The sequence below is a fragment of the Streptomyces sp. NPDC056480 genome (genome assembly GCF_042795405.1).
Classification (GTDB): domain Bacteria; phylum Actinomycetota; class Actinomycetes; order Streptomycetales; family Streptomycetaceae; genus Streptomyces.
In genome coordinates this window covers 1-23,531 of the sequence record NZ_JBHTSA010000118.1, presented here as the reverse complement: position 1 = coordinate 23,531, position 23,531 = coordinate 1, and the positions used below count along the sequence as shown (strand labels likewise).

Genomic DNA, 23,531 nt, shown 5'->3' with positions numbered 1-23,531 from the left:
CCGTCGCCTTCTTCCGTGTCGACCCTGCTTAGGATCGATACGTGACCCAGCGCAACCGGACGGACCGGCACCACCGGACCGGAGCAGCCGCGGGCGGCCTCGCCGCCGCCCTCACCGCCCTCGCACTCCTCGTGGGCGGCTGTACGGAGGCCACCGGCGGCGTCCGGGGGACCCCCGGGGCCGCCGGGCTGCGCGACCCGTACTTCCCGAAGCTCGGCAACGGCGGCTACGACGTCGGCCACTACGCCCTCACCCTCGCGTACGACCCGGGGACCGGGCGGCTCGACGGCACCGCCGTGATCACCGCCCGCGCCACCCAGGACCTCAGCGCCTTCAACCTCGACCTCGCCGGGCTCACCGTCGAGGAGGCGTCCGTCGACGGTGAGCCCGCCGCGGTCAACCGGGCCGGGAACGAGCTGACGCTCCGGCCGCGCGAGGAGATCCGCGAGGGCGCGGAGTTCCGGACGACCGTCACCTACGGGGGCGTGCCCGAACCGGTCACGGACGCGGACGGCTCCCAGGAGGGCTGGCTGCGCACCGACGACGGTGCCGTGGCGGTGGGCGAACCGGCGGGCTCGATGACCTGGTTCCCGGGCAACCACCACCCCTCCGACAAGGCCGCGTACGAGCTGACGCTCACCGTCCCGGCCGGGCTCGAAGGGATCTCCAACGGAGTCAGGACGGCCCGCCGGACGGCTGCGGACGGCCGGGTGACGACCGAGTGGCACGCGGCCGAGCCGATGGCGAGCTATCTCGCGACGGTCGCGATCGGCCGCTACGAGACGGCGACCGCCGCACCCGGCTCCGGCACCGTCCCCGTGCTCACGGCCGCCGAACGCCCGATCGCCGCCGCGACCGCCCCCCTGCGGGGCGAGATCCCCGAGATCATCGCCCGCCAGGCCCGGCGCTTCGGCCCGTACCCCTTCTCCACGGCCGGTGCGATCGTCACCGAGGACGGGACGCTGGGCTACGCCCTGGAGACCCAGACGCGGCCCGTCTTCCCGGCCGCCGCCTTCGACCGGACGACCCTGGTCCACGAGCTGGCCCACCAGTGGTTCGGGAACTCGGTGTCGCCCGCGACCTGGCGGGACCTGTGGCTGAACGAGGGCTTCGCGACGTACGCCGAGTGGCTGTACACGGAGGAGTACGAGCACGTGCCCGCGCGGACGCACTTCGAGCGGGCCTTCGCCCAGGAGGCCAACTGGGCCTTCCCGCCGGCCGCCCCGCCCACCGCCGAGAACCTCTTCGACCCGCCCGTGTACCAGCGGGGCGCGATGGTCCTGCACAAGCTCCGCGAGACGGTCGGGGACGAGACCTTCGACGAGATCCTGCGCGGCTGGCCCGCGAAGTACCGTCACGCCAACGCCTCCACGGACGACTTCACCGCCTACGCGGAGAGCGTGGCCGGCCGCGATCTGGACGAGCTGTGGGACGTCTGGCTGTACGGCGACGGCAAGCCGGCGAAGCCTTAGCGGTTCAGGTCAGGGGCTTCCGCATGACCACGCACGCGCGGCCGTGGGCGAGGTCCGGGCGGCGGTCGGTCTCCTCGTAGCCGAGGGAGGTCCAGAAGGCCAGGGCCTTCGGGTTGTTCTCCAGGACGGCGAGCCGCAGGCCCGTACGGCCCTCGGCGCGGAAGCGGTCCTCGACGTACGCGGCGAGCCGGCGGCCGTGGCCCGCGCGCCGTTCGTCCCCGTGGACCATGAGGAGTCCGAGCCACGGTTCGGGTTCCGCCGGGTCGGGGTGGCGGCCGAGGGTGACGGCGACGGCGACGAGCCGGCCCTCGGAGCGGGCGAGCAGGACCTCGGCGGTGGGCTGCGCGAGTTCGTCCGCGAGGGCGGCCGCGACCTGCTCGGGCCGGATGTCGGACGGGTCGGGGAAGTCGCCGCTCAGCTGCTGGAACTCCTCGTTCGAGGCGTACAGCGCGGTGAGTTCGGTGAGCAGCGGGCCGGGCAGGGCCGCACCGTCCTCCAGGGCCTTGGGCGCGAGGGCTTCGACGATCACGCGGCAAGGGTAAAGCCCCGGCGGGGAAACCCGGCCGGGGCTCAGGGGTGCTGCGGGGGCGTCGGTCAGAGGTTGACGCCGAAGTCGCGGGCGATGCCCTCGAGGCCCGAGGCGTAGCCCTGGCCGACCGCGCGGAACTTCCACTCGGCGCCGTTGCGGTACAGCTCGCCGAAGACCATGGCGGTCTCGACGGCGGCGTCCTCGGAGAGGTCGTAGCGGGCGAGCTCGGCGCCGCCGGCCTGGTTCACGATGCGGATGTAGGCGTTGCGCACCTGGCCGAAGTTCTGCGAGCGGTTGACCGCGTCGTAGATGGAGACCGGGAAGACGATCTTGTCGACGTTCGGCGGGAGGGCCGCGAGGTTGACGTTGATCTGCTCGTCGTCGCCGCCGCCCTCGCCGGTGCGGTTGTCACCGGTGTGGACGATGGTCTGGTCCGGCGTCGACTTGTTGTTGAAGAAGACGAAGTGGGCGTCGGAGGCGACCTTGCCGGCGGCGTCCACGCCGATCGCCGAGGCGTCGAGGTCGAAGTCGGTACCGGTGGTGGTGCGGACGTCCCAGCCGAGGCCCACGGTGACAGCGGCGAGGCCCGGGGCCTCCTTGGTCAGAGAGACGTTGCCGCCCTTGGACAGGCTCACAGCCATGGAAAGTCCCTTTCATCGTGGTGTCTTCGCCTGGTGAAACGCGTGGTGCCCCCGGACGGTTCCCGGCGCGCTCCCGGCGAAAACAGGATGACTCCGATGGCCCCCTGCGGGGAACATGGAGGGCATGTCCGGTCCGTATCCCATCCGCGGCTCCGTCTCGCTCCCCGAGGCCGAGCTCCAGTGGCGTTTCTCGCGTTCCTCGGGCCCGGGCGGTCAGCATGTGAACACCAGCGACTCCCAGGTTGAGCTGCGCTTCGACCTCGCGGCCACCGACGCGCTGCCGGAGGTGTGGAAGGCCCGCGCCCTGGAGCGCCTCGCCACCCGTCTGGTGAACGGCGTCGTGACGGTCCGCGCCTCGGAGCACCGCTCCCAGTGGCGCAACCGCGAGACGGCGGCGGTGCGGCTCGCCGCGCTGCTCGCCGAGGCGACGGCCCCGCCGCCGAAGCCCCGCCGTCCGACGAAGATCCCCCGCGGCATCAACGAGCGGCGGCTGCGGGAGAAGAAGCAGCGCTCGGAGACGAAGCGGACACGTCAGTCCCGCGACTGGGGCTGAGCCGGCCCCGTACCGCCGTGGGTCCCGGTTCAGGACAGGCTGCGGTACTTCCCCTGGTAGTACGTCAGCGGTCCGCCGCCCGCCGCCCCGGCGTCCACCGTCAGGACCCGGCCCACCACGAGCGTGTGGTCGCCGGCCACGACCCGGCTCTCCGTGCGGCACTCCAGGGTCGCGAGCGCGCCGCCCATGAGCGGGGCGCCGCTCTGCTCGCCGCGGGTGTACGGCAGGTCGGCGAAGAGGAGCCGGTCGCTGACGCGGTTCTTCATGGCGAAGCGCCCGGCGATGTGCCGCTGGTCCTCACCGAGGATCGACACCGCCCAGACGGGCACGTCGGCGAGCAGGTCGTCCATGCGGGAGCCGTTGCGGAGGCTGACCAGGACCAGGGGCGGGTCGAGGGAGACCGACACGAAGGCGGTGGCGGTCATGCCGACGTCCTCGCCGCGCGGGCCGTCGTCGGGGTCGTGCGCGGTCACCAGGACCACACCGGCCGCGAGGCGGGACATCGCCGCCCGGAACTCGTCGTTGCTCACCCCCTCAGCATGAGGGATGGCCAGATCGGACACGGGGGGCGAGGTCGGGGTCGTCTGCAGCACGTTCGCACGCTAGTCCCGGCCGTTCGGGGGTCGCATCGGGCCCGGGGACCAGGCCGCCACCCCCGCCGGTCCTAGGACCCGGGGCCCGCGGCGGGTGGGATCCGCGTGGACCGGCGGCGACCTGCCATGACCTGCTGTGACTTGAGTCACAGCAGCCAGTATTTGCTGACCCTGTGTACCGGGTGTGCAGCTCGCTGTGATTCAGTGGCAGTGACAGTGCAATACGAACGGTGACTGTGCAACACGAAGCCGATGAGAACCCTGGAGTTGCTGTCGAGGTCTCGGGGAGAGCGAGCGATGGAGACCGAGTCGGAGCCGTACGTCCGTCTCTCGACCCTGCGGCAGCTGCATCAGGTCGTGGCGGACCTCAACACTGCGCGCAGCCTGGCGGACACCCTGCAGACCGTCGCCGACGGTGTGGTCGCCGGTCTCAACTACGAGCTTGCCTGCGTCAACCTCGTACGCCCCGACGGTGACCTCGTCGTCGCCGCCTTCGCCGGAAGCTCCGCCGCCGAGGCCCTGATCACCGGCCGGGTCGGCTCCCGCGCCTCCTGGGACCGCCGCCTGTCCATGGCGACCGCCTGGGGCGACCTGCGGTTCATCCCGCACACCGAGGGCTGGGTGCTGATGGAGGACGACGTCCCCCAGTGGCACACCGACGGCCCCGCGCCCCGCTTCGAGGACGAGTGGCACCCGCACGACCGTCTCTACGCCCCCATGTACTCGCCCAGACTCGGCTCCGCCCGCCCGGGGGGACCCCCGCCCGGCTCCGGCCGCGAGCTCCTCGGCGTCATATCCGTCGACCGTCCGCGCAACGGCCGGCATCCGGGCCCCTGGGGTCAGGAGGCGCTCCAGATGTACGCCTCCCAGTCGGCGATCGCCATCAGCAACGCCCGGCTCCGCTCCAACATGCAGCGTGCCCTCGTCCGCCTGGAGCGGGAGCAGCAGGCGCTCCGCGCCAGCGAGGAGTCCTTCCGGCAGGCATTCGAGTACGCCCCCTCCGGCATGGCCATCGCCGAGATGGGCGGCGACCAGCACGGCCGGCTCCTGCGGACGAACGACGCCCTGTGCAGGCTGCTCGGCCGGCCCGCCGCCGCCATGCGGCGCTACTCCTTCGCCGACCTCGTCCACCCCGAGGACATAGGGACGCTGCTGCGGACCTCCGCCGAGGGCGGCCGGGCCGAGCTGCGGCTCGGGCGGCGCGACGGCACGTACGTTTGGGTGTCCCTGCGCAACTCGGTCGTCGCCGACGCGGCCGACGGCCCCCGTTTCCTCCTCACCCACGTCGAGGACATCGAGGAGCGCAAGCGGCACGAGCTGCAGCTCGCCCACCGCGCCTCGCACGACGCCCTCACCGGCCTCCCCAACAGCGCCGAGCTGCGCTCCCGCCTCTCCGCCCGGCTGTGCGAGCGCCCGGCGGCGCACGTCTCGGCGGACCAGGCCGCGGGGTACGGCGGGGGGTACGAGTCGGGGCGGGACGGCGGTTACGGGACGGGCTACGAGCCGGGCTACGACCAGGGGCACGCCGATCAGTCCGGCCACCCCGCGCACGCCGGATACGACTCCACCGGCGCGGGCGGCGCGGGTGGCCCGGGTCACTCGGGCTACGAGTCGCCGTACGAGCACGAACACGAGCACGGCTTCGGTTTCGAGCCGGCCGGCGTCGGCCCGTACGACCACCACGTCCACATGGTGGCCCCCTCGGGCGGTGACATCGACGACGGCACCAAGGGCCTCGCCGTCCTCTTCTGCGACCTCGACGGCTTCAAGTCGATCAACGACCGCTTCGGGCACCACACCGGTGACGCGGTGCTCATCGAGGTCGCGCGCCGGCTCACCACCGGGGTCCGCGACGGTGACACGGTCGCCCGGCTCGGCGGTGACGAGTTCGTCGTCCTCGCCGACGGCCTCGGCTCGGCCGACGCCGCCGACCTGGCCGTACGTCTGCGCAACGCGATCATTCCGCCGATCCGGGTGGACGGCCGGGCGGTCCGGGTCGGGGCGAGTTTCGGCATCGGATGGGCCGAATGCGGGATGACCGTGGAAGAGGTCCTGAACTCCGCCGACCAGCGGATGTACGTGGAGAAACGCTCCCGCGCCAAGGTCCACCGGCGCGCCGGCTGAGGCTCCTGACACGCCCGGGGCCGCTTCGGGGGCTGGTCCGTTCGGGGTAGGCTCGGCCGGTCGGCGACGGCTGGCGAGCATGGAGAGGAACCCGGATGGCTGCCGGTAACGACGGCGCGAACAAGCCCGAGAACGACGACCCGTTCGGCTACCTGTACGAGGACGGTCAGGCCGCGGGCGCCCAGCCCCCGGGCGGGGGCGGCTACGGCTACCCCGGCCCCGCCGCGGCTCAGCCCGGCGTGCCCCGGACCTCGTACAACCAGGTCAGAACGGTCGGCGAGCGCCAGTACGGCGGTCAGCAGCACGCGCAGCCCTACGTACCGCCGCAGCAGCAGGGCCCCTACGGTCAGCCGCAGGCGCAGTACGCCGCCCCGGAGACCTACGGCGGCCCGCCGACCCGGCAGGGCCCCCCGCCGCAGCACCACCACGGTGGCGGCTCCGGTCGCGGCCCCAACACCCGGGGCATCCTCATCGGAGCGGTCGCGGTCGTCGCGGTCGTCGTGGTGGGCATCGCGGCCGCGGTGATCACGAACTCGGGCAAGGACGACGACAAGGACAAGCAGGCGGGCACCGGCGGCACCACCGCGACCGCGCCGGCGAAGCCGTCGGAGGACCCCAGCACCGAGCCGAGCGCGGACGAGACCCCGGCCGAACTCCCGAAGCAGGACGCGGCGACGCTGAAGCTGGGCGGCAGCGCGGGACTGGCCAAGGACGTCAAGGGCGCCGAGGGCTCGAACGGCACGTACGTCGCGGGCTTCAACCAGGTCGGTTCCTCGGTGACCTGGAAGGCGAAGATGCCGACGGAGGGGAAGTACTCCCTGACCGTGCGCTACGCGATCCCCGCGGTGGACGCCAACGCCACCCTGACGGTGAACGGCAAGCCGAACTCCTCGCCCCTCGGCCTGAAGAACTTCATCCACTCCTCGGACCCGAACCTGGAGAAGAACTGGCAGACCACCTGGGCGCCGGTCGACCTCCAGAAGGGCGAGAACGAGATCAAGATCTCGTGCGAGACGGGCAATCAGTGCGACGTGCTGCTCGACTGGCTCGAGGTCGGGCCGCCGAAGCAGTCCTAGGCGGCTCTCGGCCGGCAGTGCGTCACGGCCGGTCCGGCTCCTCGGTGACCTTCACCCGGGCCAGCAGTTCCTCGTAAGCCGTTCGGTCGAACTCGCCGGCCACCGGGGAGAGCACCGTCGCCGCCGAGAGGGCGACCGCGCGGGACAGGCGGTCGGGCCAGGGGGTGCCGTCGACCAGGCCCGACAGCAGGCCGGCGACGGCCGAGTCGCCCGCGCCCGTCGGGTTGCCCTTCACGGCCGCCGGCGGGGCCGCGCGCCACAGGCCCTCCGGGGTCGCGGCGAGCAGGCCCTCGGGGCCGAGCGAGGAGACGACCGTACGGGCGCCGCGGCCCCGGGCCTCGCGGGTCGCGCGCAGCGGGTCGCGGGTGCCGGTGAGCTGGGCGAGTTCGTCCGCGTTGGGCTTGACGAGGTCCGGGCGGGCGGCGATGCCGCGCCGGAGGGGTTCGCCGCTGGTGTCGAGGAGGACGGGGACTCCGGCCGTACGGGCGAGGCGGACGAGTTCCGCGTACGCCCCCACGTGGATGCCCGGCGGGAGGCTGCCGCAGAGGGCGACCGCCGCGGCGCCGTCGAGGAGCGCGGTGAAGCGGGTGCGGAAGACGGTCCACTCGGCGGCGGTGACGGTGGGGCCGGGCTCGTTGAGCTGCGTGGTGTCGCCGGTCGCCGTGTCGACGATCGCGACGGTACGGCGGGTGGGGCCCGCGGTCTCGACGAGTTCGTCGCGGACCGGGGTCGCGGCCAGTTGCCCGCGGAGCACGGCACCGGTGGCGCCGCCCGCGAAGCCGGTGGCGACGGTCTCGTGGCCGAGCGCGGCGAGCACCCGGGCGACGTTGAGGCCCTTGCCGCCGGGGCGTTCGATGACCTGGGTGACGCGGTGTGAGGCGTGCGGGGTGAGGGCGGGGACCCGGTAGGTCAGGTCCACCGCCGTGTTGAGGGTGACCGTGAGAATCATCTGACCAACCCCCGTACTCCGTGTGAAGTCCTGCGGAACGCGCGCTCCGACGGGCACTGATCATGCCAAACGAAAGGCGGTTGGCCCAGACCCCCGGCCCACCGCCCTTCCGTGTGACTCCTGATCAGAAGCGTGCTCAGGCCTTCGGGTCGACGATCCACTCGCCCTTGCGCATGACGCCCCTGAGGTTGAACTCGGCGTCCAGGACCACGATGTCGGCGTCCTTGCCGGGCTCGAGGGAGCCCACGCGGTCGTACACGCCGAGCAGCCGGGCCGGGTTGGCGGAGATCGCCTGGACGACCGACTCGACGGGGAGGCCGTCGATGGTGGCGGCGCGCTTGAAGGCGCGGTCCAGGGTGAGGGTGGAGCCGGCGATGGAGCCGCCCTCGACGAGGCGGGCGACGCTGTCCTTCACCTCGACCTCCAGGGGGCCGAGCATGTAGCGGCCGTCGCCGAAGCCGGCGGCGTCCATGGCGTCGGTGATGAGGGCGACGCGCTCGGGGCCCGCGTGGTGGAAGGCGAGCTCCAGGGCGGCGGGGTGGAGGTGGGTGCCGTCGTTGATGAGCTCGACGGTGATCCGCTCGTCCTCCAGGAGGGCGGCGATGGGGCCGGGCGCGCGGTGGCCGAGGGCGGGCATCGCGTTGTAGAGGTGGGTGGCGACGGTGGCGCCGGCGTCGATGGCCTCGACGGTCTGCTCGTAGCTGGCGTCGGTGTGGCCGATGGCGGCGATCACGCCGTGCTCGGCGAGCAGGCGTACGGAGTCGATGCCGCCGGGCAGTTCGGTGGCGAGGGTGACCATCTTGGCCTGGCCGCGGGCGGCGTCGATCAGCTTGCGGACGTCGGCCGGGTCGGGGTCGCGGAGCAGCGTCTCGTCGTGGGCGCCCTTGCGGCAGGGGGAGATGAAGGGGCCCTCGAAGTGGAGGCCGGCGATCTCGCCCTGTTCGGCGAGCTCGGAGAGCAGCCCGGCCCGCTGGGTGAGGAAGTCCATCTCGCCGGTGACGAAGGAGGCGACGACGGTGGTCGTGCCGTGCAGCCGGTGGGTGTGGACGCCCTTGAGGACCTCGTCGACGCTGCCGGAGGTGAAGGACGCGCCGCCGCCGCCGTGGTTGTGCATGTCGACGAAGCCGGGGACGAGCCAGTGGCCGGTCAGGTCGAGGGCCGGGGTGTTCTCCGCGGTGCTTCCGACGATGCGGTCGCCTTCGACGATCACGCGTCCGTTCTCGACGATTCCGGTGGGCAGCACGACGTGTGCGCCGGCGAGAACCTGGTGATCGGCCATCAGGCGGAAACCTCCGAGTCGGTGGGGCGCTGGGGGCGCCGGTCGGCGAGCAGGTCCCAGGCGAGGAGGCCCGCGCCCAGGCATCCGGCGGTGTCCCCGAGGGCCGCCGGGACGATGGCGGGCAGCTTCTGGAACGTGACTCGCTCCTCCACCGCGGCCCGAAGTGGTGTGAACAAGGTTTCCCCGGCCTCGGCGAGTCCGCCACCGATGATGAGCGTGCGGGGGTCCAGCAGGGTGAGGGCCGTGACCAGGCCGTCCGCGAGGGCGTCGACGGCGTCCTGCCAGATCCGGAGGGCGGCGGCGTCGCCGGACTCGACGGCCTTGGCGCAGTCGGCGGCGTCGGCCTTCGGGTCGCCGCTCGCCTCGGCCCAGGCCTGGGAGACGGCGGAGGCGGAGGCGTACCGCTCGAGGCAGCCGCGCTGGCCGCAGCCGCAGACGGTGCCGCCGGGGCGGACGACGATGTGGCCGATCTCGCCGGCGTAGCCGTGGGCGCCGGCCTCGATGCGGTCGCCGATGCCGATGGCGCCGGCGATGCCGGTGCCGAGGGGCACGAAGAGGAAGCGGTCGGCGCCGTTGCCCGCGCCGATGCGGCCTTCGGCGAGGCCGCCGGTGCGGACGTCGTGGCCGAGGGCGACGGGGATGCCGTCGAGTCTGCCGCTGAGGAGTTCGCGCATGGGAACGTCGTGCCAGCCGAGGTTGGCGGCGTAGACGGCGATGCCGTTCTCCGCGTCGACGATGCCGGGGACGGCGACTCCGGCGGCCGCCGCGGGCTCGCCGTACCGCTCCTGGCCGAGGGCGCGGAGCTCGGCGGCGAAGCCGAGGATGGTCTCCACGACGGCCTCGGGGCCGCGGTCGCGTCCGGTGGCGCGGCGGGCCTCGTGGAGCAGGGTGCCGTCCGCCCCGACGAGGGCGGCCTTCATGCCGGTGCCGCCCACATCCAGGGCGATGACGTGTCTCACGGGTGACAGTTTGGCCCTCGGGGGCCCAAAAGGTCTAGTCCACTGCCGAGGATTGTTGTGTACGGATACAAATTCGGGTCCCGTCATGGGGCCCATCGTCCCGGTGGCGTTGCGGAAGTGATACCCGAGTGGTGTAGACCTCATACCCGCGCACGCGAGAGACTTACGGCCCTGCGCAGAGCAAACGTGCGGCTCGATGCAGCTCAACGACGAGCAAAAGGTGGATGAAGCCGTGGAGCGGCGACGATTCCTTGGATTGACCGCGGCCGTCGCCGCACTCGGACTGACCGCCACGGTCTCCGGCTGTGGCTCGCTCGGAGGCGACTCCGGCGACGTGACCCTGAGACTGGTCGCGGCCGACTACGACCTCACCGGCGGCGACACCACCAAGAAGTACTGGGCCGACCTCGTCTCCGCCTTCGAGGCCGGCCACCCCGGCGTCAAGGTCGAGGTGCAGGTCGAGTCCTGGGACGACGTCGACCGCAAGGTCGCCGAGATGGTCAAGGCCGACAAGGCCCCCGACATCGCGCAGATCGGCGCCTACGCCGACTACGCGGCCGCCGGCCAGCTCTACGCCGCCGACGAGCTGCTCTCCATACCCGTCCAGTCCAACTTCCTCGCGCCGCTCGTCGACGCGGGGGAGCACAAGCGGACCCAGTACGGGCTGCCGTTCGTCGCCTCCACCCGGCCGCTGTTCTACAACAAGGCCCTCTTCGACGAGGCCGGCGTCAAGGCCCCGACCACCTGGGACGAGCTCGCCGGGGCCGCCGAGAAGCTGAAGGACAACGGTGTCCGCACCCCCTTCGCGCTGCCCCTCGGTCCCGAGGAGGCCCAGGCCGAGGCCCTGATGTGGATGCTCAGCGGCGGCGGTGGCTGGACCGACGGCACCGACCACTACGCGGTCGACTCCGACGCCAACATCAAGACCTTCGACTGGCTCAAGAAGAACCTGGTCGGCAAGGGCCTCACCGGGCCCGTCGCCCCCGGCAAGCTCAACCGCAAGGCCGCCTTCGCCGCCTTCGCGAACGGCGAGGTCGGCATGCTCAACGGCCACCCCTCGCTGCTCAAGGAAGCCGCCAAGAAGGGCGTCCAGGTGGGTCAGGTCCCGCTCCCCGGCGCCGACGGCCAGGCCGAGGCCGCCATGGGCGTGGCCGACTGGATCATGGGCTTCAAGCAGAACGGTCACCGCAAGGAGATCGGGGACTTCCTCAACTTCGTCTTCACCGACGAGAACGTCCTGAAGTTCGCGGGCGACAACGACCTCCTGCCGGTCACCGTCACCGCCTCCACCCGCATGGAGACCGAGCCCGAGCACGCCAACCTGCGCGTCTTCCTCAAGACGCTCCCGGAGAGCCAGCTCCCGCCGGTCGGCAAGACGTCCTGGGCCAAGGTCAGCGAGAACGTCAAGCAGAACATCGGCAAGGCCGTCGCCCCCGCCGGGGTCCCCGCCGAGGTCCTCGGGGCGATCGGACGGGCGGCGACGGCGGCGGAGAGCGCCGAGTAGGAGTTCGCGCGACCGGGCGGCCACGGCGTCGAGGAGCGCCGGGTAATAGGTTGGTCGTATGACCGAGGAGCGGGCAGCGGCGGACAGCGGCGACGAGGGCGGGCTCGGTGAGCGCGAGCAGGCCCTCCTCGCCGTCGAGCGCCGCTCCTGGCCGGGCCCGGGCGCCAAGGAGCGCGCGGTCCGCGAGACCCTCGGACTCTCCCCGACCCGCTACTACCAGCTGCTCAACGCCCTCCTGGACGACCCCAGGGCCCTCGCCCACGACCCGGTGACGGTGAACCGGCTGCGGCGGGTGCGGGAGGAGAAGCAGAAGAGGCGGTAGGGCTCAGGCTCCACCCGGGCGGGATGGGGCCGAGGCTGGATCGGGCCGACGCCGGATGAGGCCGAGGCCGGGTCGCTTCGGACGTGCGCCGGACCCTTCGGGCGTGCGCCGGACCCTTCGGGCGGGCACCGGAGGCTTCCGGCGGTCGCTCCGCCGAGGCGGGTCGTCGTCGAAGGCGGGACGGGGGCGATGTCGCGCCTCCGTGAAGCCCGTACCAACCGGTTACCGGGCGCCGTCTTGTTCGTGGCCCTGACGGGGGCGGCGTGCGTGGGTAGGGTCGGGAGCATGGTCAGCCTCCCGCACCCGACCACATCCGCCGGCCGCGACGGTCTGGCCGCGCTGCTCGCGCGGCCCGCGAAGGCCGTCGTCGCCCTCGACTTCGACGGCACCCTCGCCGAGATCGTCCCCGACCCCGAACGGGCCCGCGCCCACCCCGGCGCCGTCGAGGCGCTCGCCGCCCTCGCCCCCGAGGTCGCCTCCGTCGCCGTCGTGACCGGCCGCCCCGCCGGGGTCGCCGTCCGGTACGGCGGCTTCGCCGGCGTCCCCGGCCTGGAGCACCTCGTCGTCCTCGGCCACTACGGCGCCGAACGCTGGGACGCCGTCACCGGCACCGTCCGGGCCGCCGCGCCCCACCCGGGCGTCGCCTCCGTCCGCGCCGAGCTCCCCGGCTTCCTCGACCGGGCAGGCGCCTGGCCGGGCGTCTGGATCGAGGAGAAGGGCCGCGCGGTCGCCGTGCACACCCGCCGCGCCCTCGACCCGGAGGGCGCCTTCGAGGCCCTCAAGGGCCCGCTGAGCGACCTCGCCACCCATCACGGCCTCGTCCTGGAACCCGGCCGCATGGTCCTGGAGCTGCGGCCGCCGGGCATGGACAAGGGCGTCGCGCTCGCGGAGTACGTACGGGAGGTGGGCGCCGGGTCCGTGCTCTACGCGGGCGACGACCTGGGCGATCTGCCCGCCTTCGCCGCCGTCGAGAAGCTCCGCTCCGACGGGACCCCGGGCCTGCTGGTCTGCAGCGGCTCTACAGAGGTCCCGGAGCTGGCCGACCGCGGGGACCTGGCGGTGCCCGGCCCGCCGGGGGTGGTGGAGTTCCTGGGGGCACTGGCGGCGGCGGTACGGGAGGGCTGAGCCGGTTCCGGTCCCGTCAGCCCTTGCGTACGAGCAGGTCCACCAGGCTGGTCGTCCCCTCCCCGGCGCCGCTCGCGGCGAGCCCGCGGCGCATCAGCTCGAAGTAGGGCCGGATCAGCTCCGGGCTGACGCCCTGCTCCTCGGCGGTGGTCAGGAAGGTCGGGGTGCCGGCCACCTGCATCGCCAGGTTGGATTCGGAGTCGTCGTACGCGCCGCTCGCCAGCCCGCGAGCGGTTCCGTCGACCATCGGGCCGACCATCGCCCTGACCCAGTCCCCGAGCAGCGGCGCGAACGCGACCGGGTCGATGTCCTCCCCGCGGATCAGGGCGAAGGCGTGCGAGGCCCCCGCGAACATCCCGTACATCGCGCTCAGCAGGGCCACGTCGTGCAGGGCCGCGAAGCCCGCGTCCTCGCCGACGTAGGCGGTGCCGACCGGCACGGCGAGGGACTCCCGGTGGAGCTCGAACAGCTCCCGCGAGCCGCTGTAGAAGACGTAGCCCCCGGCCTCCGGGATCCCGACCATCGGGGGGACGGCCATGATGCCGCCGTCCAGGTAGCGGGCGCCGCGCTCCTCGGCCCACGCGGCGCGGGCCCGGGCCTGGGCGGGGGTCGTGGTGGTCAGGTTGACCAGGTCCCTGCCGGTCAGATCGGCGCCGTCCAGGGCCGTCCCCACCGAGGCGTCGTCGAGGAGGCAGACGACGACGAGGGTGCTCGCCGCGACCGCCTCGGCGACGCTGTCCGCGACCTTCGCACCCTCGGCGGCGAGCGCCTCGGCGCGGGCCGGGGTGCGGTTCCAGACGGTGAGCGGATGTCCGGCGGCGAGCCAGGTGCGGGCCAGGGCGGTGCCCATCGCACCGAGGCCGAGGAGGGTGACGGGGGTCTTCCGATGTGTGTTCGCTGTCATGCCCACAAGGCTGCTCCGGGGCTCTGACCTGCTCAAGTACCCACTTGGAAGTGGGTGGTTACCCTGAGGTGAGCGAACAGGTCAGAAGGGTGGGGCACATGGCGACGCTGAACCGGCCCGGAGTCGAGGACGGCCACGTCTGCGGGATCGACGCCGCGATGGAGGTCATCGGCGGCAAGTGGAAGGTGCTCATCCTGTGGGCGCTGGACCAGAGGCCGCACTGCCGCTTCGGCGAGCTGCGCCGGCTCGTCCCGGGCATCACGGAGAAGGTCCTCGCCTCCCATCTGCGGGAGCTCGAGGCGGACGGCATCGTGGACCGCGCCTCCTACGAGGAGGTCCCGCCCCGTGTCGAGTACAGCCTCACGAAGGACGGCGTCCGTCTCAACGAGGCCCTCGACCCCCTGGCGCTGTGGGGGCGGGATCGGGCCGCCTCCCGGGAGCGGGCCGTGTCCCCGGACCGGGCCGTATCCCCGGATCGGGCCGCGTCCCCGGAGCGGGCCGCCTCCTAGCTCTCCTCCCGCAGCGCGTCGAGCTGGTTCAGGAACCAGCGCTGCGGCGGCAGGGCCGTCGCCGTCGCCGCGAGGCGCTTCGTACGGTCGGCGCGTTCGGACAGGGGCATCGTCAGGGCCGTGTGGAGGGCGTCGGCGGTCTCCGAGACGTCGAAGGGGTTCACCGCGAGGACGTCCTCGCGCAGCTCCTTGTACGCGCCCGCGCCCGTCGACAGGACGAGCACGCAGCCCGCGTCCGAGACCACCGGTATCTCCTTCGCGACCAGGTTCATGCCGTCGCGCACCGGGTTGACCAGGGCCACGTCCGCGAGGCGGTACGCGGCGAGGGAGCGGGTGAAGTCGTCCTCCACGGACACGATCACCGGCTGCCAGTCCGCCGTGCCGAACTCCGCGTTGATCTCGGCGGCCAGTTCCGTCACCGAGGCCGTGTACGAGCGGTACGACTCCAGGTCCTGCCGGGAGGGGTACGCCGAGGCCAGGTGGACCACCCGGTCGCGCCACTCCGGATGGACGGTGAGCAGCTCCCGGTAGGCGAGGAGCCCGCGCAGGATGTTCTTCGACAGCTCCGTGCGGTCGACGCGGACGATGGTCCTGCGCTCGCCCACCTCGGCACGGAGCCGGGCGAGGGCCTCGTCCACCTGGGGGCGGTGGGCCAGGGCCCGCAGCTCGTCGCCGTCGACGCCCAGGGGGTGGGCCCGGACCCGGGTGCGGCCCTTGCCGGCGCCGTGGCGGCGCCACTTCACCCCGTACCAGGGGTCGCCGCTCGGCCAGACGCCCTGGGCCGTTCCGGTGGAGTCCTCGCGCTGGGAGCAGCAGCCGATGAACGACGACGCCCATCCCCAGGTGTGGAAGCCCAGCTCGTCGGCGCCGAGCATGCCCCACAGGAGCTCCTCGACGATGTCGTCCGGCACCATGCGCAGGTACTCGGAGGACACCCACGGCGTGTGGGTGAAGTGCCCGATCCGCAGGTCGGGACGGAGCTCCCGCAGCATTCCGGGGACGAGCGCCAGATGGTAGTCCTGCACAAGGACCGCAGCGCCGTCGTCCGCCTCGGCGGCCAGGGCCTCCGCGAAGGCGCGGTTGTAGGCGCGGTACGACTCCCAGCGGCGGCGGAACGCCGCGTCGAAGACGGGCTCGCGGGGGGTGTCGTACAGGTGGTGGTGGAGGAACCACAGCACCGAGTTCGCGATGCCGTTGTACGCGTCGGCGTACACCTCCGGGTCGATGTCCAGCATCCGGACGCCCGGCTCGCCGATGCCGCGCCGGACGGCCTCCCGGTCGCCCTCGCCGAGCGCCGCGCAGACCCACAGGCTGTCCTGCGAGGAGACGGCGCTCAGCCCGGACACCAGGCCGCCGCCGCCCCTGCGGGCGTCGAGCTCACCGTCCTCGCCGCGCACGTACGAGACGGGTCCCCGGTTGGATGCCACGAGCACAGATGCCATGGGGCGAACCTAGCCCGTCCGGTAAACGCTCAAACGTACGTATACGAGACGGGTGGATCCGGCCACGGAGGGTGGCCGGACCTCCGGACGGCCGTCAGTTCTCGCGCCGGCCGCGCATCGCCGCCTTCGCGACCAGGCCGGTCGCCGCGAGAGCGAGGCCCAGGGCGCCCAGCAGCCACAGCCGCTCGCCGTTGCCGCCGGTCTCGGCCATCGAGCCGCCGCCGTTCCCGTGCGGCCCCGGTCCCGGGGCCGGGGGTGCGGGGGTGGGCTCGGCGGGGGTGGGGGTCGGCGGGGGTTCGACCGGGGCCCGTGTCGGATCCGCGGGGGTGGGCGTGGGGTCCACCGGCGTCGGGGTCGGATCGGCCGCGGTCGGCGTCGGCCTGGGGGCCGGCTTCGGCTTCTCGAGCCTCGGGGCCGTTTCGCAGGCCGGGTCCTCGCTGCCTGCTCCGCAGTTGGAGCGGGGGGTCTCGACCTCCACGCGGGTGCGGAGCCGTCCGTCACCGGTCGGCGGGTTCTTGATCTTCACCGAGTAGGTGACGGTCGCCGTCCTCCCGGCGGGGATGGTCCCCTCGTACCCGATCCTCGACGCCTTGTACGTCACCGTGCCCAGGTCCGTCCGCACGTCGCCCCGGTAGTCGGCGTCGTCGAGGGTCCCGGTCAGGTCGTCGCCGAACCTGGCGTTCGGGTGGTCGAGCGCGCCGACGTTCTTCGCGGTGATCGTGTACGTGAGCGTGTCGCCCGGCTTCACCGTGCGCGGGCTCGCCGTCCGGGTGATCTCCAGGTCGGGGACCGGGACGGAGAAGGCCAGCGCGGAGGCCACGTAGGCGTCGCCCCGCGTCGAGAAGGTCAGATCGGCCGAGGTGGCCCCCTGCGGGACGGCGCCGTCGGGGATGTCGAAGGCCTTCGCGTCGACGCTCAGGTTGTCGACCGGGTCGGGGGCGACGGCACCGTCGTCCTCGCCGACGAAGAAGTTGTCGGTGTCGCCCGTGCGGGCCCCGGTGACGTTCCTGCCGTCGACGAGGAAGGTGTCGCCCGCGGTGTTCCGGTCGCCCTCGTACGCGGTGACGCCGGCCCGCGCCGTGCCGCCGCTCCGGCGGAAGCCGTCCACGGTGACGGTGGTCGCGGGGGAGGATGGGCGCTGGAGGACGTGCCCGCCGTACACGTACACGTTCCGCCGCTCGGGCGCGCGGACCGGGTCGGGGCCCGGGAACCTGTGGACGACGGTCAGCGACCAGCCCGCCACGCAGCCCTTCCCGTCGGGCGCCCAGATGTTGCCGACGGCCACCTGCGCGTCCGTCCCCGAGGTGCCCGCGAAGGCGGCCGTCACGTCCGACTCGCCCGTGTAGTAGTGCGGGCCGTCGGTGTCGGCCGGGTCGGCGACCATGCTGTCGATCGAGACCGGGGCCGGGGCGCCCGTGCCGACCCTCATCACCGGGGCGGTCGTCGTGGGGTCGCCGGGCGAGCGCTCGACATCGGCGCCGGAGATGTCGCAGCGCTTCAGCCGCGCCCCGTTCGGCCCCGTGTACGTGCCGTCGTTGCCGCCCCAGAAGAGCCGGGCGTACGCCACCTCCGCGCCCGCCGGGATCCGCACACGGCCGGTGCTGGAGCCGTAGCCGCTCCCCAGGGCGCCGGCGTCGATCCGCCGCATCACGAAGGTGTTGTTGTCGTCCGGGCCCTGGCCGCTCGCCGCGGTGGCGCAGCGGGCGGCCAGGTCGGCGGGGGCGGTCGGACAGCCCATGACCGTGTTGCCGACGGTCGTGAAGTCGCCGTACAGCGATGCGTCGTACCGCTTGCCGAACGGCTCGACCACGTCCGCCGAGGCCGGCCCCGCCGCGGTGAACGCCAGCGAGCCCGCCGTCAGTCCGACGGCCACGACGGCCGCGAGCACCCTGCCCAGGTGATGTTGTCTGAAGCGCATAAAAGGGCAATGTAGGCAAAACAGATCATCATCGGGCGTTACGCCACGCGGTCAGGCCACGCGGTCGGGCCGCGCGGTCAGGCCACGCGGCGCCGCGCGTACTCCACGATCTCCGCCATCGGCGGCCGCTCCTCCGTGTCCACCGCGTACGTCCGCGGCTCGAAGCCCTTCTCGCCCCGCTCGAACTGCGTCAGCCGGGGCCGCACCAGATGCCCCCGCGAGAGCCGCAGCTGCGCCGTCCGGTAGATCGCCGCCGCCATCCGGCCCAGCGCCAGCCCGTCCTGGTGCCGGTGCTTGCGCACCCCCACGTCCACCTGCGCGAGCGCGTCGAGGCCCACCGTGTGCAGCGCGTCCACGAGCAGGCCGAGCTCCACCCCGTAACCGACCGGGAAGGGCAGCCGTTCGAGGAGGGACCGGCGCGCCGCGTACTCGCCGCCCAGCGGCTGTACGAAACCGGCCAGCTGCGGCCAGTGCAGATTCAGGAGCGGGCGGGCCACGAGCTCCGTCACCCGACCCCCCTGACCGGGAGTGTCCCCGAACGGGCGGTCGTACATCGCCTTCACGAAGTCCACGTCCGGGTCGGTGAGCAGCGGGCCCACGATCCCCGACACGAAGTCCGCCGAGAAGTCCCGCAGGTCCGCGTCGATGAAGCACACGACGTCCCCGGTGGTCACCATCAGCGACCGCCACAGGACCTCGCCCTTGCCCGGCACGGCCGGTATCCGGGGGAGTATCGCGTCCCGCGCGACCACGCGGGCCCCGGCCGCCGCCGCCACCTCCGCCGTACGGTCCGTGGAGCCCGAGTCGATCACCACCAGCTCGTCGACGAGCGGCACCGCCTCCGACATGAGCTCGCGCCGGATCACGGTGACGATGTCACCCACCGTCGCCTCCTCGTTCAGCGCCGGCAGGACGACGCTGACCTTCGTGTTCCGCTTCGCGGCGAGGATCCGCTCCAGCGGCCGGTCCGCCACGGACCAGGACCGCCGGTCCAGCCAGCGCTCCACCTCTTCCAGCACGTGATCTCCATCTCGCGGTTCGGACGGCCGGTCCAAGCGTCCGGGCCTTCGGTTACAGTCTTGAACAACGCGGATGCCCGATGCACGTCGGGGTGCCGCCCGCGCCGGAGCGCAGGAACGAAAGTTCACCGCGCTTCACAATCGAATACCGCTCATCCAGAGGGGCAGAGGGAAACGGCCCGTTGAAGCCCCGGCAACCCTCCAGTCGGTTACTCGTCCTCCAGCGAGGCTCCCGGCTAGGGAAGGTGCCAAATCCGTCTCATGGCGAAAAATTCGTCATGGGAAAGATGAGGAGAAAGGGCCTCGCCTCCATGGCTGTACAGACTGCTACCCCCGCCACTTCGGTCGACCTCGGACCCGCGTCCGGACTCTCCTGTCGCGAATGCGGTGAAGTCTTCCCGCTCGGCCCGATCTTCGCCTGCGAGCTCTGTTTCGGACCGCTCGAAGTCGCGTACGACCTCCCCACCGGTGACCCCGAGGCACTGCGCAAGCAGATCGAGGCCGGCCCCGCCAACATCTGGCGCTACGCCCCGCTGCTGCCCGTCCCCGCCGACGTCGCCGACAAGCCCAACCTGAACCCGGGCTGGACCAAGCTCGTCCAGGCCGACAACCTCGCCCGCGAGATCGGCGTCGCCCCCGGCAGGCTCTTCGTCAAGGACGACTCCGGCAACCCGACCCACTCCTTCAAGGACCGGGTCGTCGCCCAGGCCATCGAGGCCGCCCGCGCCTTCGGCTTCACCACCCTCTCCTGCTCCTCCACCGGCAACCTGGCCGGCGCCGTCGGCGCCGCCGCCGCCCGCGCCGGCTTCCGCTCCTGCGTGTTCATCCCGCACGACCTGGAGCAGGGCAAGGTCGTCATGGCCGGTGTCTACGGCGGTGACCTCGTCGCCATCGAGGGCAACTACGACGACGTCAACCGCTTCTGCTCCGAGCTCATCGGCGACCCGCTGGGCGAGGGCTGGGGCTTCGTCAACGTCAACCTCCGCCCCTACTACGGCGAGGGCTCCAAGACGCTGGCGTACGAGATCTGCGAGCAGCTCGGCTGGGTCATCCCCGACCAGCTCGTCATCCCGATCGCCTCCGGCTCCCAGCTCACGAAGATCGACAAGGGTCTCCAGGAGCTCATCAAGCTGGGCCTCGTCGAGGACAAGCCGTACAAGATCTTCGGCGCGCAGGCCGAGGGCTGCTCCCCGGTGTCGGTGGCCTTCAAGGCCGGCCACGACGTCGTACGGCCCCAGAAGCCGAACACGATCGCCAAGTCGCTCGCGATCGGCAACCCGGCCGACGGCCCGTACGTCCTCGACATCGCCCGCCGCACCGGCGGCGCCGTGGAGGACGTGAACGACGAGCAGGTCGTGGACGCGATCAAGCTCCTCGCGCAGACCGAGGGCATCTTCGCCGAGACCGCGGGCGGCGTGACCGTCGGCGTCACGAAGAAGCTCGTCGAGAACGGGCTGATCGACCCGAACCTCACCACCGTCGTCCTCAACACCGGCGACGGACTCAAGACCCTGGACGCGGTGGCCGACACCTCTCAGGCGACCGTCACCATCCGCCCGAGCCTGGACGCGTTCCGCGACGCCGGCCTGGCCCTCTGAAAGGTTACGAAGACATGGCCGTGAACGTCCGCATCCCCACCATCCTCCGCACCTACACGGGCGGGCAGTCCGAGGTCCAGGCCGAGGGCACGACCCTCGCCGAGGTCATCGCGGACCTGGAGAAGAACCACACGGGCATCGCCGCCCGCGTCCTGGACGACCAGGGCAAGCTGCGCCGCTTCGTCAACGTCTACGTGAACGACGACGACGTGCGCTTCGAGCAGGGCCTGGAGACGGCCACCCCGGCCGGCGCCGGCGTCTCGATCATCCCGGCCGTCGCCGGAGGCTGACCGTCGAGCACAGTGCCGGAGGCTGAGCCTCCAGCACAGTGCCGGAGGCTGACCATCGAGCACAGTGCCCGAGGCTGACCGTCGAGCACAGTGCCGGAGGCCGCTGAGCCTTCGCGGGTCCACCGGTTGTCCCCGTCTTTCTTAATTGCCCCTTCCGCGCCATAAAGCGGAAGGGGCAATTCTGCATGGTTGAGCGCGGTAGAGTTGGGGAAGTCCCCTCCGCTGCTCATGCCAGACGCATATGAGAATGCGTCCCCGCACGACAAGAAGCAGCCAAAGTGTGTGCGCGTTGTGTACCTTCTGCGCGCTTTGCCGGGCCCGACTTGCCCGGTCATCCAAGGGAATCTCCCCAATTCGCCTTTCCATGGCGCCCAGAATTCTCGCTCGATTGACCTGTTGCAGAGGGCAGTTGGGCAGATACATTCAGCCGCGGTCGACGCGTTCCGGCGCAGGGTCTGACCCGGGTTCCGCGAAGTGCGGGTCCCGCGCAAGGGCCAGTAATAGGGGAGTTAGGCATGGCTCAGGGCACCGTCAAGTGGTTCAACGCGGAGAAGGGCTACGGCTTCATCGCGGTCGACGGTGGTGCGGATGTTTTCGTCCACTACAGCGCGATCCAGATGGATGGCTACCGCAGCCTCGAAGAGGGACAGCGAGTCGAGTTCGAGATCTCGCAGGGCCAGAAGGGTCCGCAGGCGGACATGGTCAAGCTCGCCGTCTGAGCGCGGCGCGATCGGCCACCGACGCAACGCCGTCGAGGGGTCCGCATCCCTGAGGGGATGCGGACCCCTCGCGCGTTCCCCGCGCCCCCGCACGCCCCCCCGTCCACCTCCCGAAACTCGAGAGTCGCTTGCACTCTCATAGGGCGAGTGCTAATCATTGGCGTTAGCACTCGGAAGGTGAGAGTGCTACGAGGATCGGGCAGACGAGGCCGCCGGCCGGGTGGGGCAAGGAACCACGCGGAGCTGCGGAGGCCGTCCGTCGCGGGCGTCGGCGCGGTCCTGGAGCGTTATCCACCCCATGTCCGGGAGGACCACTTCACATGGCCAAGATCATCGCGTTCGACGAGGAGGCCCGGCGCGGTCTCGAGCGCGGCATGAACCAGCTCGCTGACGCCGTCAAGGTCACCCTCGGCCCCAAGGGTCGCAACGTCGTCCTCGAGAAGAAGTGGGGCGCCCCCACGATCACCAACGATGGTGTCTCCATCGCCAAGGAGATCGAGCTCGAGGACCCGTACGAGAAGATCGGCGCCGAGCTGGTCAAGGAAGTCGCCAAGAAGACGGACGACGTCGCCGGCGACGGTACGACCACCGCCACCGTTCTCGCCCAGGCGCTCGTCCGCGAGGGCCTGCGCAACGTGGCCGCCGGTGCCAACCCGATGGCCCTCAAGCGCGGTATCGAGAAGGCCGTCGAGGCCGTCTCCGGCGCCCTGCTCGAGCAGGCGAAGGATGTCGAGACCAAGGAGCAGATCGCTTCCACGGCCTCCATCTCCGCCGCCGACACCCAGATCGGCGAGCTCATCGCCGAGGCGATGGACAAGGTCGGCAAGGAAGGCGTCATCACCGTCGAGGAGTCCCAGACCTTCGGTCTGGAGCTGGAGCTCACCGAGGGCATGCGCTTCGACAAGGGCTACATCTCGGCGTACTTCGCCACCGACATGGAGCGCATGGAGTCGTCGCTCGACGACCCGTACCTCCTGATCGTCAACTCCAAGATCTCTTCGGTGAAGGACCTGCTCCCGCTCCTGGAGAAGGTCATGCAGTCGGGCAAGCCCCTGCTGATCATCGCCGAGGACGTCGAGGGCGAGGCCCTGTCGACCCTGGTCGTCAACAAGATCCGCGGCACCTTCAAGTCCGTCGCGGTCAAGGCCCCGGGCTTCGGCGACCGTCGCAAGGCGATGCTGAACGACATCGCCATCCTCACCGGCGGCACGGTCATCTCCGAGGAGGTCGGCCTGAAGCTGGAGAACGCGGGCCTCGACCTGCTGGGCCGCGCCCGCAAGGTCGTCATCACCAAGGACGAGACCACCATCGTCGACGGTGCCGGTGACAGCGAGCAGGTCGCCGGTCGCGTGAACCAGATCCGCGCCGAGATCGAGAACAGCGACTCGGACTACGACCGCGAGAAGCTGCAGGAGCGCCTGGCGAAGCTCGCCGGCGGTGTTGCGGTCATCAAGGCCGGTGCCGCGACCGAGGTCGAGCTCAAGGAGCGCAAGCACCGCATCGAGGACGCCGTTCGCAACGCGAAGGCGGCCGTCGAGGAGGGCATCGTCGCCGGCGGCGGCGTGGCCCTGCTCCAGGCCTCCTCGGTCTTCGAGAAGCTCGAGGCCGACCTCGCGGGTGACGAGGCCACGGGCGCGAACATCGTGAAGCTGGCCCTCGAGGCCCCGCTGAAGCAGATCGCGGTCAACGCCGGCCTCGAGGGCGGCGTCGTGGCGGAGAAGGTCCGCAACCTGCCCGTCGGCCACGGCCTGAACGCCGCGACCAACGAGTACGTCGACCTCATCGCCGAGGGCATCATCGACCCGGCGAAGGTCACGCGCTCCGCGCTGCAGAACGCCGCGTCGATCGCCGCGCTGTTCCTCACCACCGAGGCCGTCATCGCCGACAAGCCGGAGAAGGCGTCCGCGCCGGCCGGCGGCGGCATGCCGGGCGGTGACATGGACTTCTGATCCTCCGGGATCGGTGGTTCATCGCTGAACGCGCCCGAGGGCGGCACCCCCTGGCGG

22 protein-coding genes and 1 riboswitch are annotated in these 23,531 nt (G+C 71.9%); of the genes, 12 read left to right on the top strand and 10 right to left on the bottom strand.

What is annotated here, in order from left to right; genetic code table 11:
- The first annotated feature begins 41 nt into the window (after window positions 1-41).
- Window positions 42-1,472, top strand: coding sequence for a M1 family metallopeptidase (locus ACFQ79_RS33580; RefSeq protein WP_383590455.1), 1,431 nt, complete (start codon window positions 42-44; stop codon window positions 1,470-1,472).
- A 4-nt stretch (window positions 1,473-1,476) separates the two neighbouring features.
- Here ACFQ79_RS33580 and ACFQ79_RS33575 read toward each other — a convergent pair whose 3' ends face one another.
- Complete coding sequence (locus ACFQ79_RS33575) at window positions 1,477-2,001, bottom strand: GNAT family N-acetyltransferase (RefSeq protein WP_383590453.1); 525 nt, start codon at window positions 1,999-2,001, stop codon at window positions 1,477-1,479.
- Window positions 2,002-2,066: 65 nt separating this feature from the next.
- The gene (locus ACFQ79_RS33570) at window positions 2,067-2,642 is read right to left on the bottom strand and encodes a TerD family protein (RefSeq protein ID WP_017238251.1); all 576 of its coding nucleotides are present in this window, start codon (window positions 2,640-2,642) and stop codon (window positions 2,067-2,069) included.
- Window positions 2,643-2,757: 115 nt separating this feature from the next.
- Between ACFQ79_RS33570 and arfB the strand changes: the two genes are divergently transcribed.
- Entirely contained in the window at window positions 2,758-3,195 is a 438-nt protein-coding gene (arfB, locus tag ACFQ79_RS33565; protein ID WP_231072897.1) for an alternative ribosome rescue aminoacyl-tRNA hydrolase ArfB, read from the top strand.
- Between the two features lie 29 nt (window positions 3,196-3,224).
- On the opposite strand, the gene ACFQ79_RS33560 is transcribed toward arfB, so the two are convergent.
- On the bottom strand, window positions 3,225-3,788 hold the full coding sequence (locus ACFQ79_RS33560; RefSeq protein ID WP_383590450.1) for a flavin reductase family protein: 564 nt from the start codon (window positions 3,786-3,788) through the stop codon (window positions 3,225-3,227).
- A 297-nt stretch (window positions 3,789-4,085) separates the two neighbouring features.
- Between ACFQ79_RS33560 and cdgB the strand changes: the two genes are divergently transcribed.
- Both cdgB and ACFQ79_RS33550 read left to right on the top strand, forming a co-directional pair.
- Window positions 4,086-5,912 carry a diguanylate cyclase CdgB gene (gene cdgB, locus ACFQ79_RS33555; protein WP_383590449.1) on the top strand — a complete coding sequence of 609 codons (1,827 nt, stop codon included), beginning with the start codon at window positions 4,086-4,088 and terminating at the stop codon, window positions 5,910-5,912.
- Between the two features lie 95 nt (window positions 5,913-6,007).
- The gene (locus ACFQ79_RS33550; RefSeq protein WP_383590447.1) at window positions 6,008-6,988 is read left to right on the top strand and encodes a CBM35 domain-containing protein; all 981 of its coding nucleotides are present in this window, start codon (window positions 6,008-6,010) and stop codon (window positions 6,986-6,988) included.
- Window positions 6,989-7,010: 22 nt separating this feature from the next.
- Here the strand turns inward: ACFQ79_RS33550 and ACFQ79_RS33545 are convergent, their stop codons facing one another.
- The 3 genes from ACFQ79_RS33545 to ACFQ79_RS33535 form a co-directional block, all read right to left on the bottom strand.
- Window positions 7,011-7,937: a 1-phosphofructokinase family hexose kinase gene (locus ACFQ79_RS33545; protein ID WP_383590446.1), complete on the bottom strand. Its 927-nt coding sequence runs from the start codon at window positions 7,935-7,937 to the stop codon at window positions 7,011-7,013.
- A gap of 136 nt (window positions 7,938-8,073) precedes the next feature.
- Window positions 8,074-9,216 carry an N-acetylglucosamine-6-phosphate deacetylase gene (gene nagA, locus ACFQ79_RS33540; protein WP_383590444.1) on the bottom strand — a complete coding sequence of 381 codons (1,143 nt, stop codon included), beginning with the start codon at window positions 9,214-9,216 and terminating at the stop codon, window positions 8,074-8,076.
- Window positions 9,216-10,175 carry an ROK family protein gene (locus ACFQ79_RS33535; RefSeq protein ID WP_073911562.1) on the bottom strand — a complete coding sequence of 320 codons (960 nt, stop codon included), beginning with the start codon at window positions 10,173-10,175 and terminating at the stop codon, window positions 9,216-9,218. The genes nagA and ACFQ79_RS33535 overlap by 1 nt, the downstream gene beginning before the upstream one ends.
- A gap of 196 nt (window positions 10,176-10,371) precedes the next feature.
- Here ACFQ79_RS33535 and ACFQ79_RS33530 point away from each other — a divergent pair, with 196 nt between their 5' ends.
- The 3 genes from ACFQ79_RS33530 (at window position 10,372) to otsB (ending at window position 13,126) form a co-directional block, all read left to right on the top strand.
- A complete protein-coding gene (locus ACFQ79_RS33530; protein ID WP_383590442.1) occupies window positions 10,372-11,679 on the top strand; it encodes an ABC transporter substrate-binding protein in 1,308 nt (435 codons plus the stop codon).
- A gap of 58 nt (window positions 11,680-11,737) precedes the next feature.
- Window positions 11,738-12,001: a DUF3263 domain-containing protein gene (locus ACFQ79_RS33525; RefSeq protein WP_383590440.1), complete on the top strand. Its 264-nt coding sequence runs from the start codon at window positions 11,738-11,740 to the stop codon at window positions 11,999-12,001.
- A 285-nt stretch (window positions 12,002-12,286) separates the two neighbouring features.
- Entirely contained in the window at window positions 12,287-13,126 is an 840-nt protein-coding gene (otsB, locus tag ACFQ79_RS33520; protein ID WP_383590438.1) for a trehalose-phosphatase, read from the top strand.
- A gap of 16 nt (window positions 13,127-13,142) precedes the next feature.
- Here otsB and ACFQ79_RS33515 read toward each other — a convergent pair whose 3' ends face one another.
- Window positions 13,143-14,030, bottom strand: coding sequence for an NAD(P)-dependent oxidoreductase (locus tag ACFQ79_RS33515; RefSeq protein ID WP_383590436.1), 888 nt, complete (start codon window positions 14,028-14,030; stop codon window positions 13,143-13,145).
- A 98-nt stretch (window positions 14,031-14,128) separates the two neighbouring features.
- On the opposite strand from ACFQ79_RS33515, the gene ACFQ79_RS33510 reads away from it, so the two are divergent.
- Window positions 14,129-14,539, top strand: coding sequence for a winged helix-turn-helix transcriptional regulator (locus ACFQ79_RS33510; RefSeq protein ID WP_383590434.1), 411 nt, complete (start codon window positions 14,129-14,131; stop codon window positions 14,537-14,539).
- Here the strand turns inward: ACFQ79_RS33510 and ACFQ79_RS33505 are convergent.
- From ACFQ79_RS33505 to ACFQ79_RS33495, 3 genes are all read right to left on the bottom strand, one after another.
- Window positions 14,536-15,981: a trehalose-6-phosphate synthase gene (locus ACFQ79_RS33505; RefSeq protein WP_383590432.1), complete on the bottom strand. Its 1,446-nt coding sequence runs from the start codon at window positions 15,979-15,981 to the stop codon at window positions 14,536-14,538. The two genes, ACFQ79_RS33510 and ACFQ79_RS33505, sit on opposite strands and share 4 nt — an antisense overlap.
- 94 nt (window positions 15,982-16,075) lie before the next feature.
- Window positions 16,076-17,899, bottom strand: a complete 1,824-nt coding sequence (locus tag ACFQ79_RS33500) for a hypothetical protein (protein ID WP_383590430.1) — start codon at window positions 17,897-17,899, stop codon at window positions 16,076-16,078.
- Window positions 17,900-17,976: 77 nt separating this feature from the next.
- Window positions 17,977-18,918, bottom strand: a complete 942-nt coding sequence (locus tag ACFQ79_RS33495; RefSeq protein ID WP_383590428.1) for a glucosyl-3-phosphoglycerate synthase — start codon at window positions 18,916-18,918, stop codon at window positions 17,977-17,979.
- 149 nt (window positions 18,919-19,067) lie between these two features.
- A riboswitch (SAM riboswitch) is annotated at window positions 19,068-19,212 on the top strand.
- Here ACFQ79_RS33495 and thrC point away from each other — a divergent pair.
- From thrC to groL, 4 genes are all read left to right on the top strand, one after another.
- On the top strand, window positions 19,206-20,516 hold the full coding sequence (gene thrC / locus ACFQ79_RS33490) for a threonine synthase (RefSeq protein ID WP_383590456.1): 1,311 nt from the start codon (window positions 19,206-19,208) through the stop codon (window positions 20,514-20,516). It overlaps the preceding riboswitch by 7 nt.
- Window positions 20,517-20,530: 14 nt before the next feature.
- Window positions 20,531-20,806, top strand: a complete 276-nt coding sequence (locus ACFQ79_RS33485; RefSeq protein ID WP_189836125.1) for a MoaD/ThiS family protein — start codon at window positions 20,531-20,533, stop codon at window positions 20,804-20,806.
- A 515-nt stretch (window positions 20,807-21,321) separates the two neighbouring features.
- Complete coding sequence (locus ACFQ79_RS33480) at window positions 21,322-21,525, top strand: cold-shock protein (RefSeq protein WP_015035246.1); 204 nt, start codon at window positions 21,322-21,324, stop codon at window positions 21,523-21,525.
- Window positions 21,526-21,845: 320 nt separating this feature from the next.
- Window positions 21,846-23,474 (top strand): chaperonin GroEL, encoded by a 1,629-nt coding sequence (gene groL, locus ACFQ79_RS33475; protein ID WP_189836124.1) that lies wholly within the window; start codon window positions 21,846-21,848, stop codon window positions 23,472-23,474.
- The last annotated feature ends 57 nt before the right edge of the window (window positions 23,475-23,531 follow it).

What these genes read in the sequence shown, in the direction of transcription:
- otsB (WP_383590438.1), top strand. Translation starts at nt 12,287, where the DNA reads ATGGTCAGCCTCCCGCACCCGACCACATCCGCCGGCCGCGACGGTCTG.
- arfB (WP_231072897.1), top strand. Translation starts at nt 2,758, where the DNA reads ATGGAGGGCATGTCCGGTCCGTATCCCATCCGCGGCTCCGTCTCGCTC.
- ACFQ79_RS33485 (WP_189836125.1), top strand. Translation starts at nt 20,531, where the DNA reads ATGGCCGTGAACGTCCGCATCCCCACCATCCTCCGCACCTACACGGGC.
- ACFQ79_RS33510 (WP_383590434.1), top strand. Translation starts at nt 14,129, where the DNA reads ATGGCGACGCTGAACCGGCCCGGAGTCGAGGACGGCCACGTCTGCGGG.
- ACFQ79_RS33530 (WP_383590442.1), top strand. Translation starts at nt 10,372, where the DNA reads ATGCAGCTCAACGACGAGCAAAAGGTGGATGAAGCCGTGGAGCGGCGA.
- ACFQ79_RS33525 (WP_383590440.1), top strand. Translation starts at nt 11,738, where the DNA reads ATGACCGAGGAGCGGGCAGCGGCGGACAGCGGCGACGAGGGCGGGCTC.
- ACFQ79_RS33505 (WP_383590432.1), bottom strand. Translation starts at nt 15,981, where the DNA reads ATGGCATCTGTGCTCGTGGCATCCAACCGGGGACCCGTCTCGTACGTG.
- ACFQ79_RS33550 (WP_383590447.1), top strand. Translation starts at nt 6,008, where the DNA reads ATGGCTGCCGGTAACGACGGCGCGAACAAGCCCGAGAACGACGACCCG.
- cdgB (WP_383590449.1), top strand. Translation starts at nt 4,086, where the DNA reads ATGGAGACCGAGTCGGAGCCGTACGTCCGTCTCTCGACCCTGCGGCAG.
- nagA (WP_383590444.1), bottom strand. Translation starts at nt 9,216, where the DNA reads ATGGCCGATCACCAGGTTCTCGCCGGCGCACACGTCGTGCTGCCCACC.
- thrC (WP_383590456.1), top strand. Translation starts at nt 19,206, where the DNA reads ATGAGGAGAAAGGGCCTCGCCTCCATGGCTGTACAGACTGCTACCCCC.
- groL (WP_189836124.1), top strand. Translation starts at nt 21,846, where the DNA reads ATGGCCAAGATCATCGCGTTCGACGAGGAGGCCCGGCGCGGTCTCGAG.
- ACFQ79_RS33570 (WP_017238251.1), bottom strand. Translation starts at nt 2,642, where the DNA reads ATGGCTGTGAGCCTGTCCAAGGGCGGCAACGTCTCTCTGACCAAGGAG.
- ACFQ79_RS33480 (WP_015035246.1), top strand. Translation starts at nt 21,322, where the DNA reads ATGGCTCAGGGCACCGTCAAGTGGTTCAACGCGGAGAAGGGCTACGGC.
- ACFQ79_RS33545 (WP_383590446.1), bottom strand. Translation starts at nt 7,937, where the DNA reads ATGATTCTCACGGTCACCCTCAACACGGCGGTGGACCTGACCTACCGG.
- ACFQ79_RS33515 (WP_383590436.1), bottom strand. Translation starts at nt 14,030, where the DNA reads ATGACAGCGAACACACATCGGAAGACCCCCGTCACCCTCCTCGGCCTC.
- ACFQ79_RS33500 (WP_383590430.1), bottom strand. Translation starts at nt 17,899, where the DNA reads ATGCGCTTCAGACAACATCACCTGGGCAGGGTGCTCGCGGCCGTCGTG.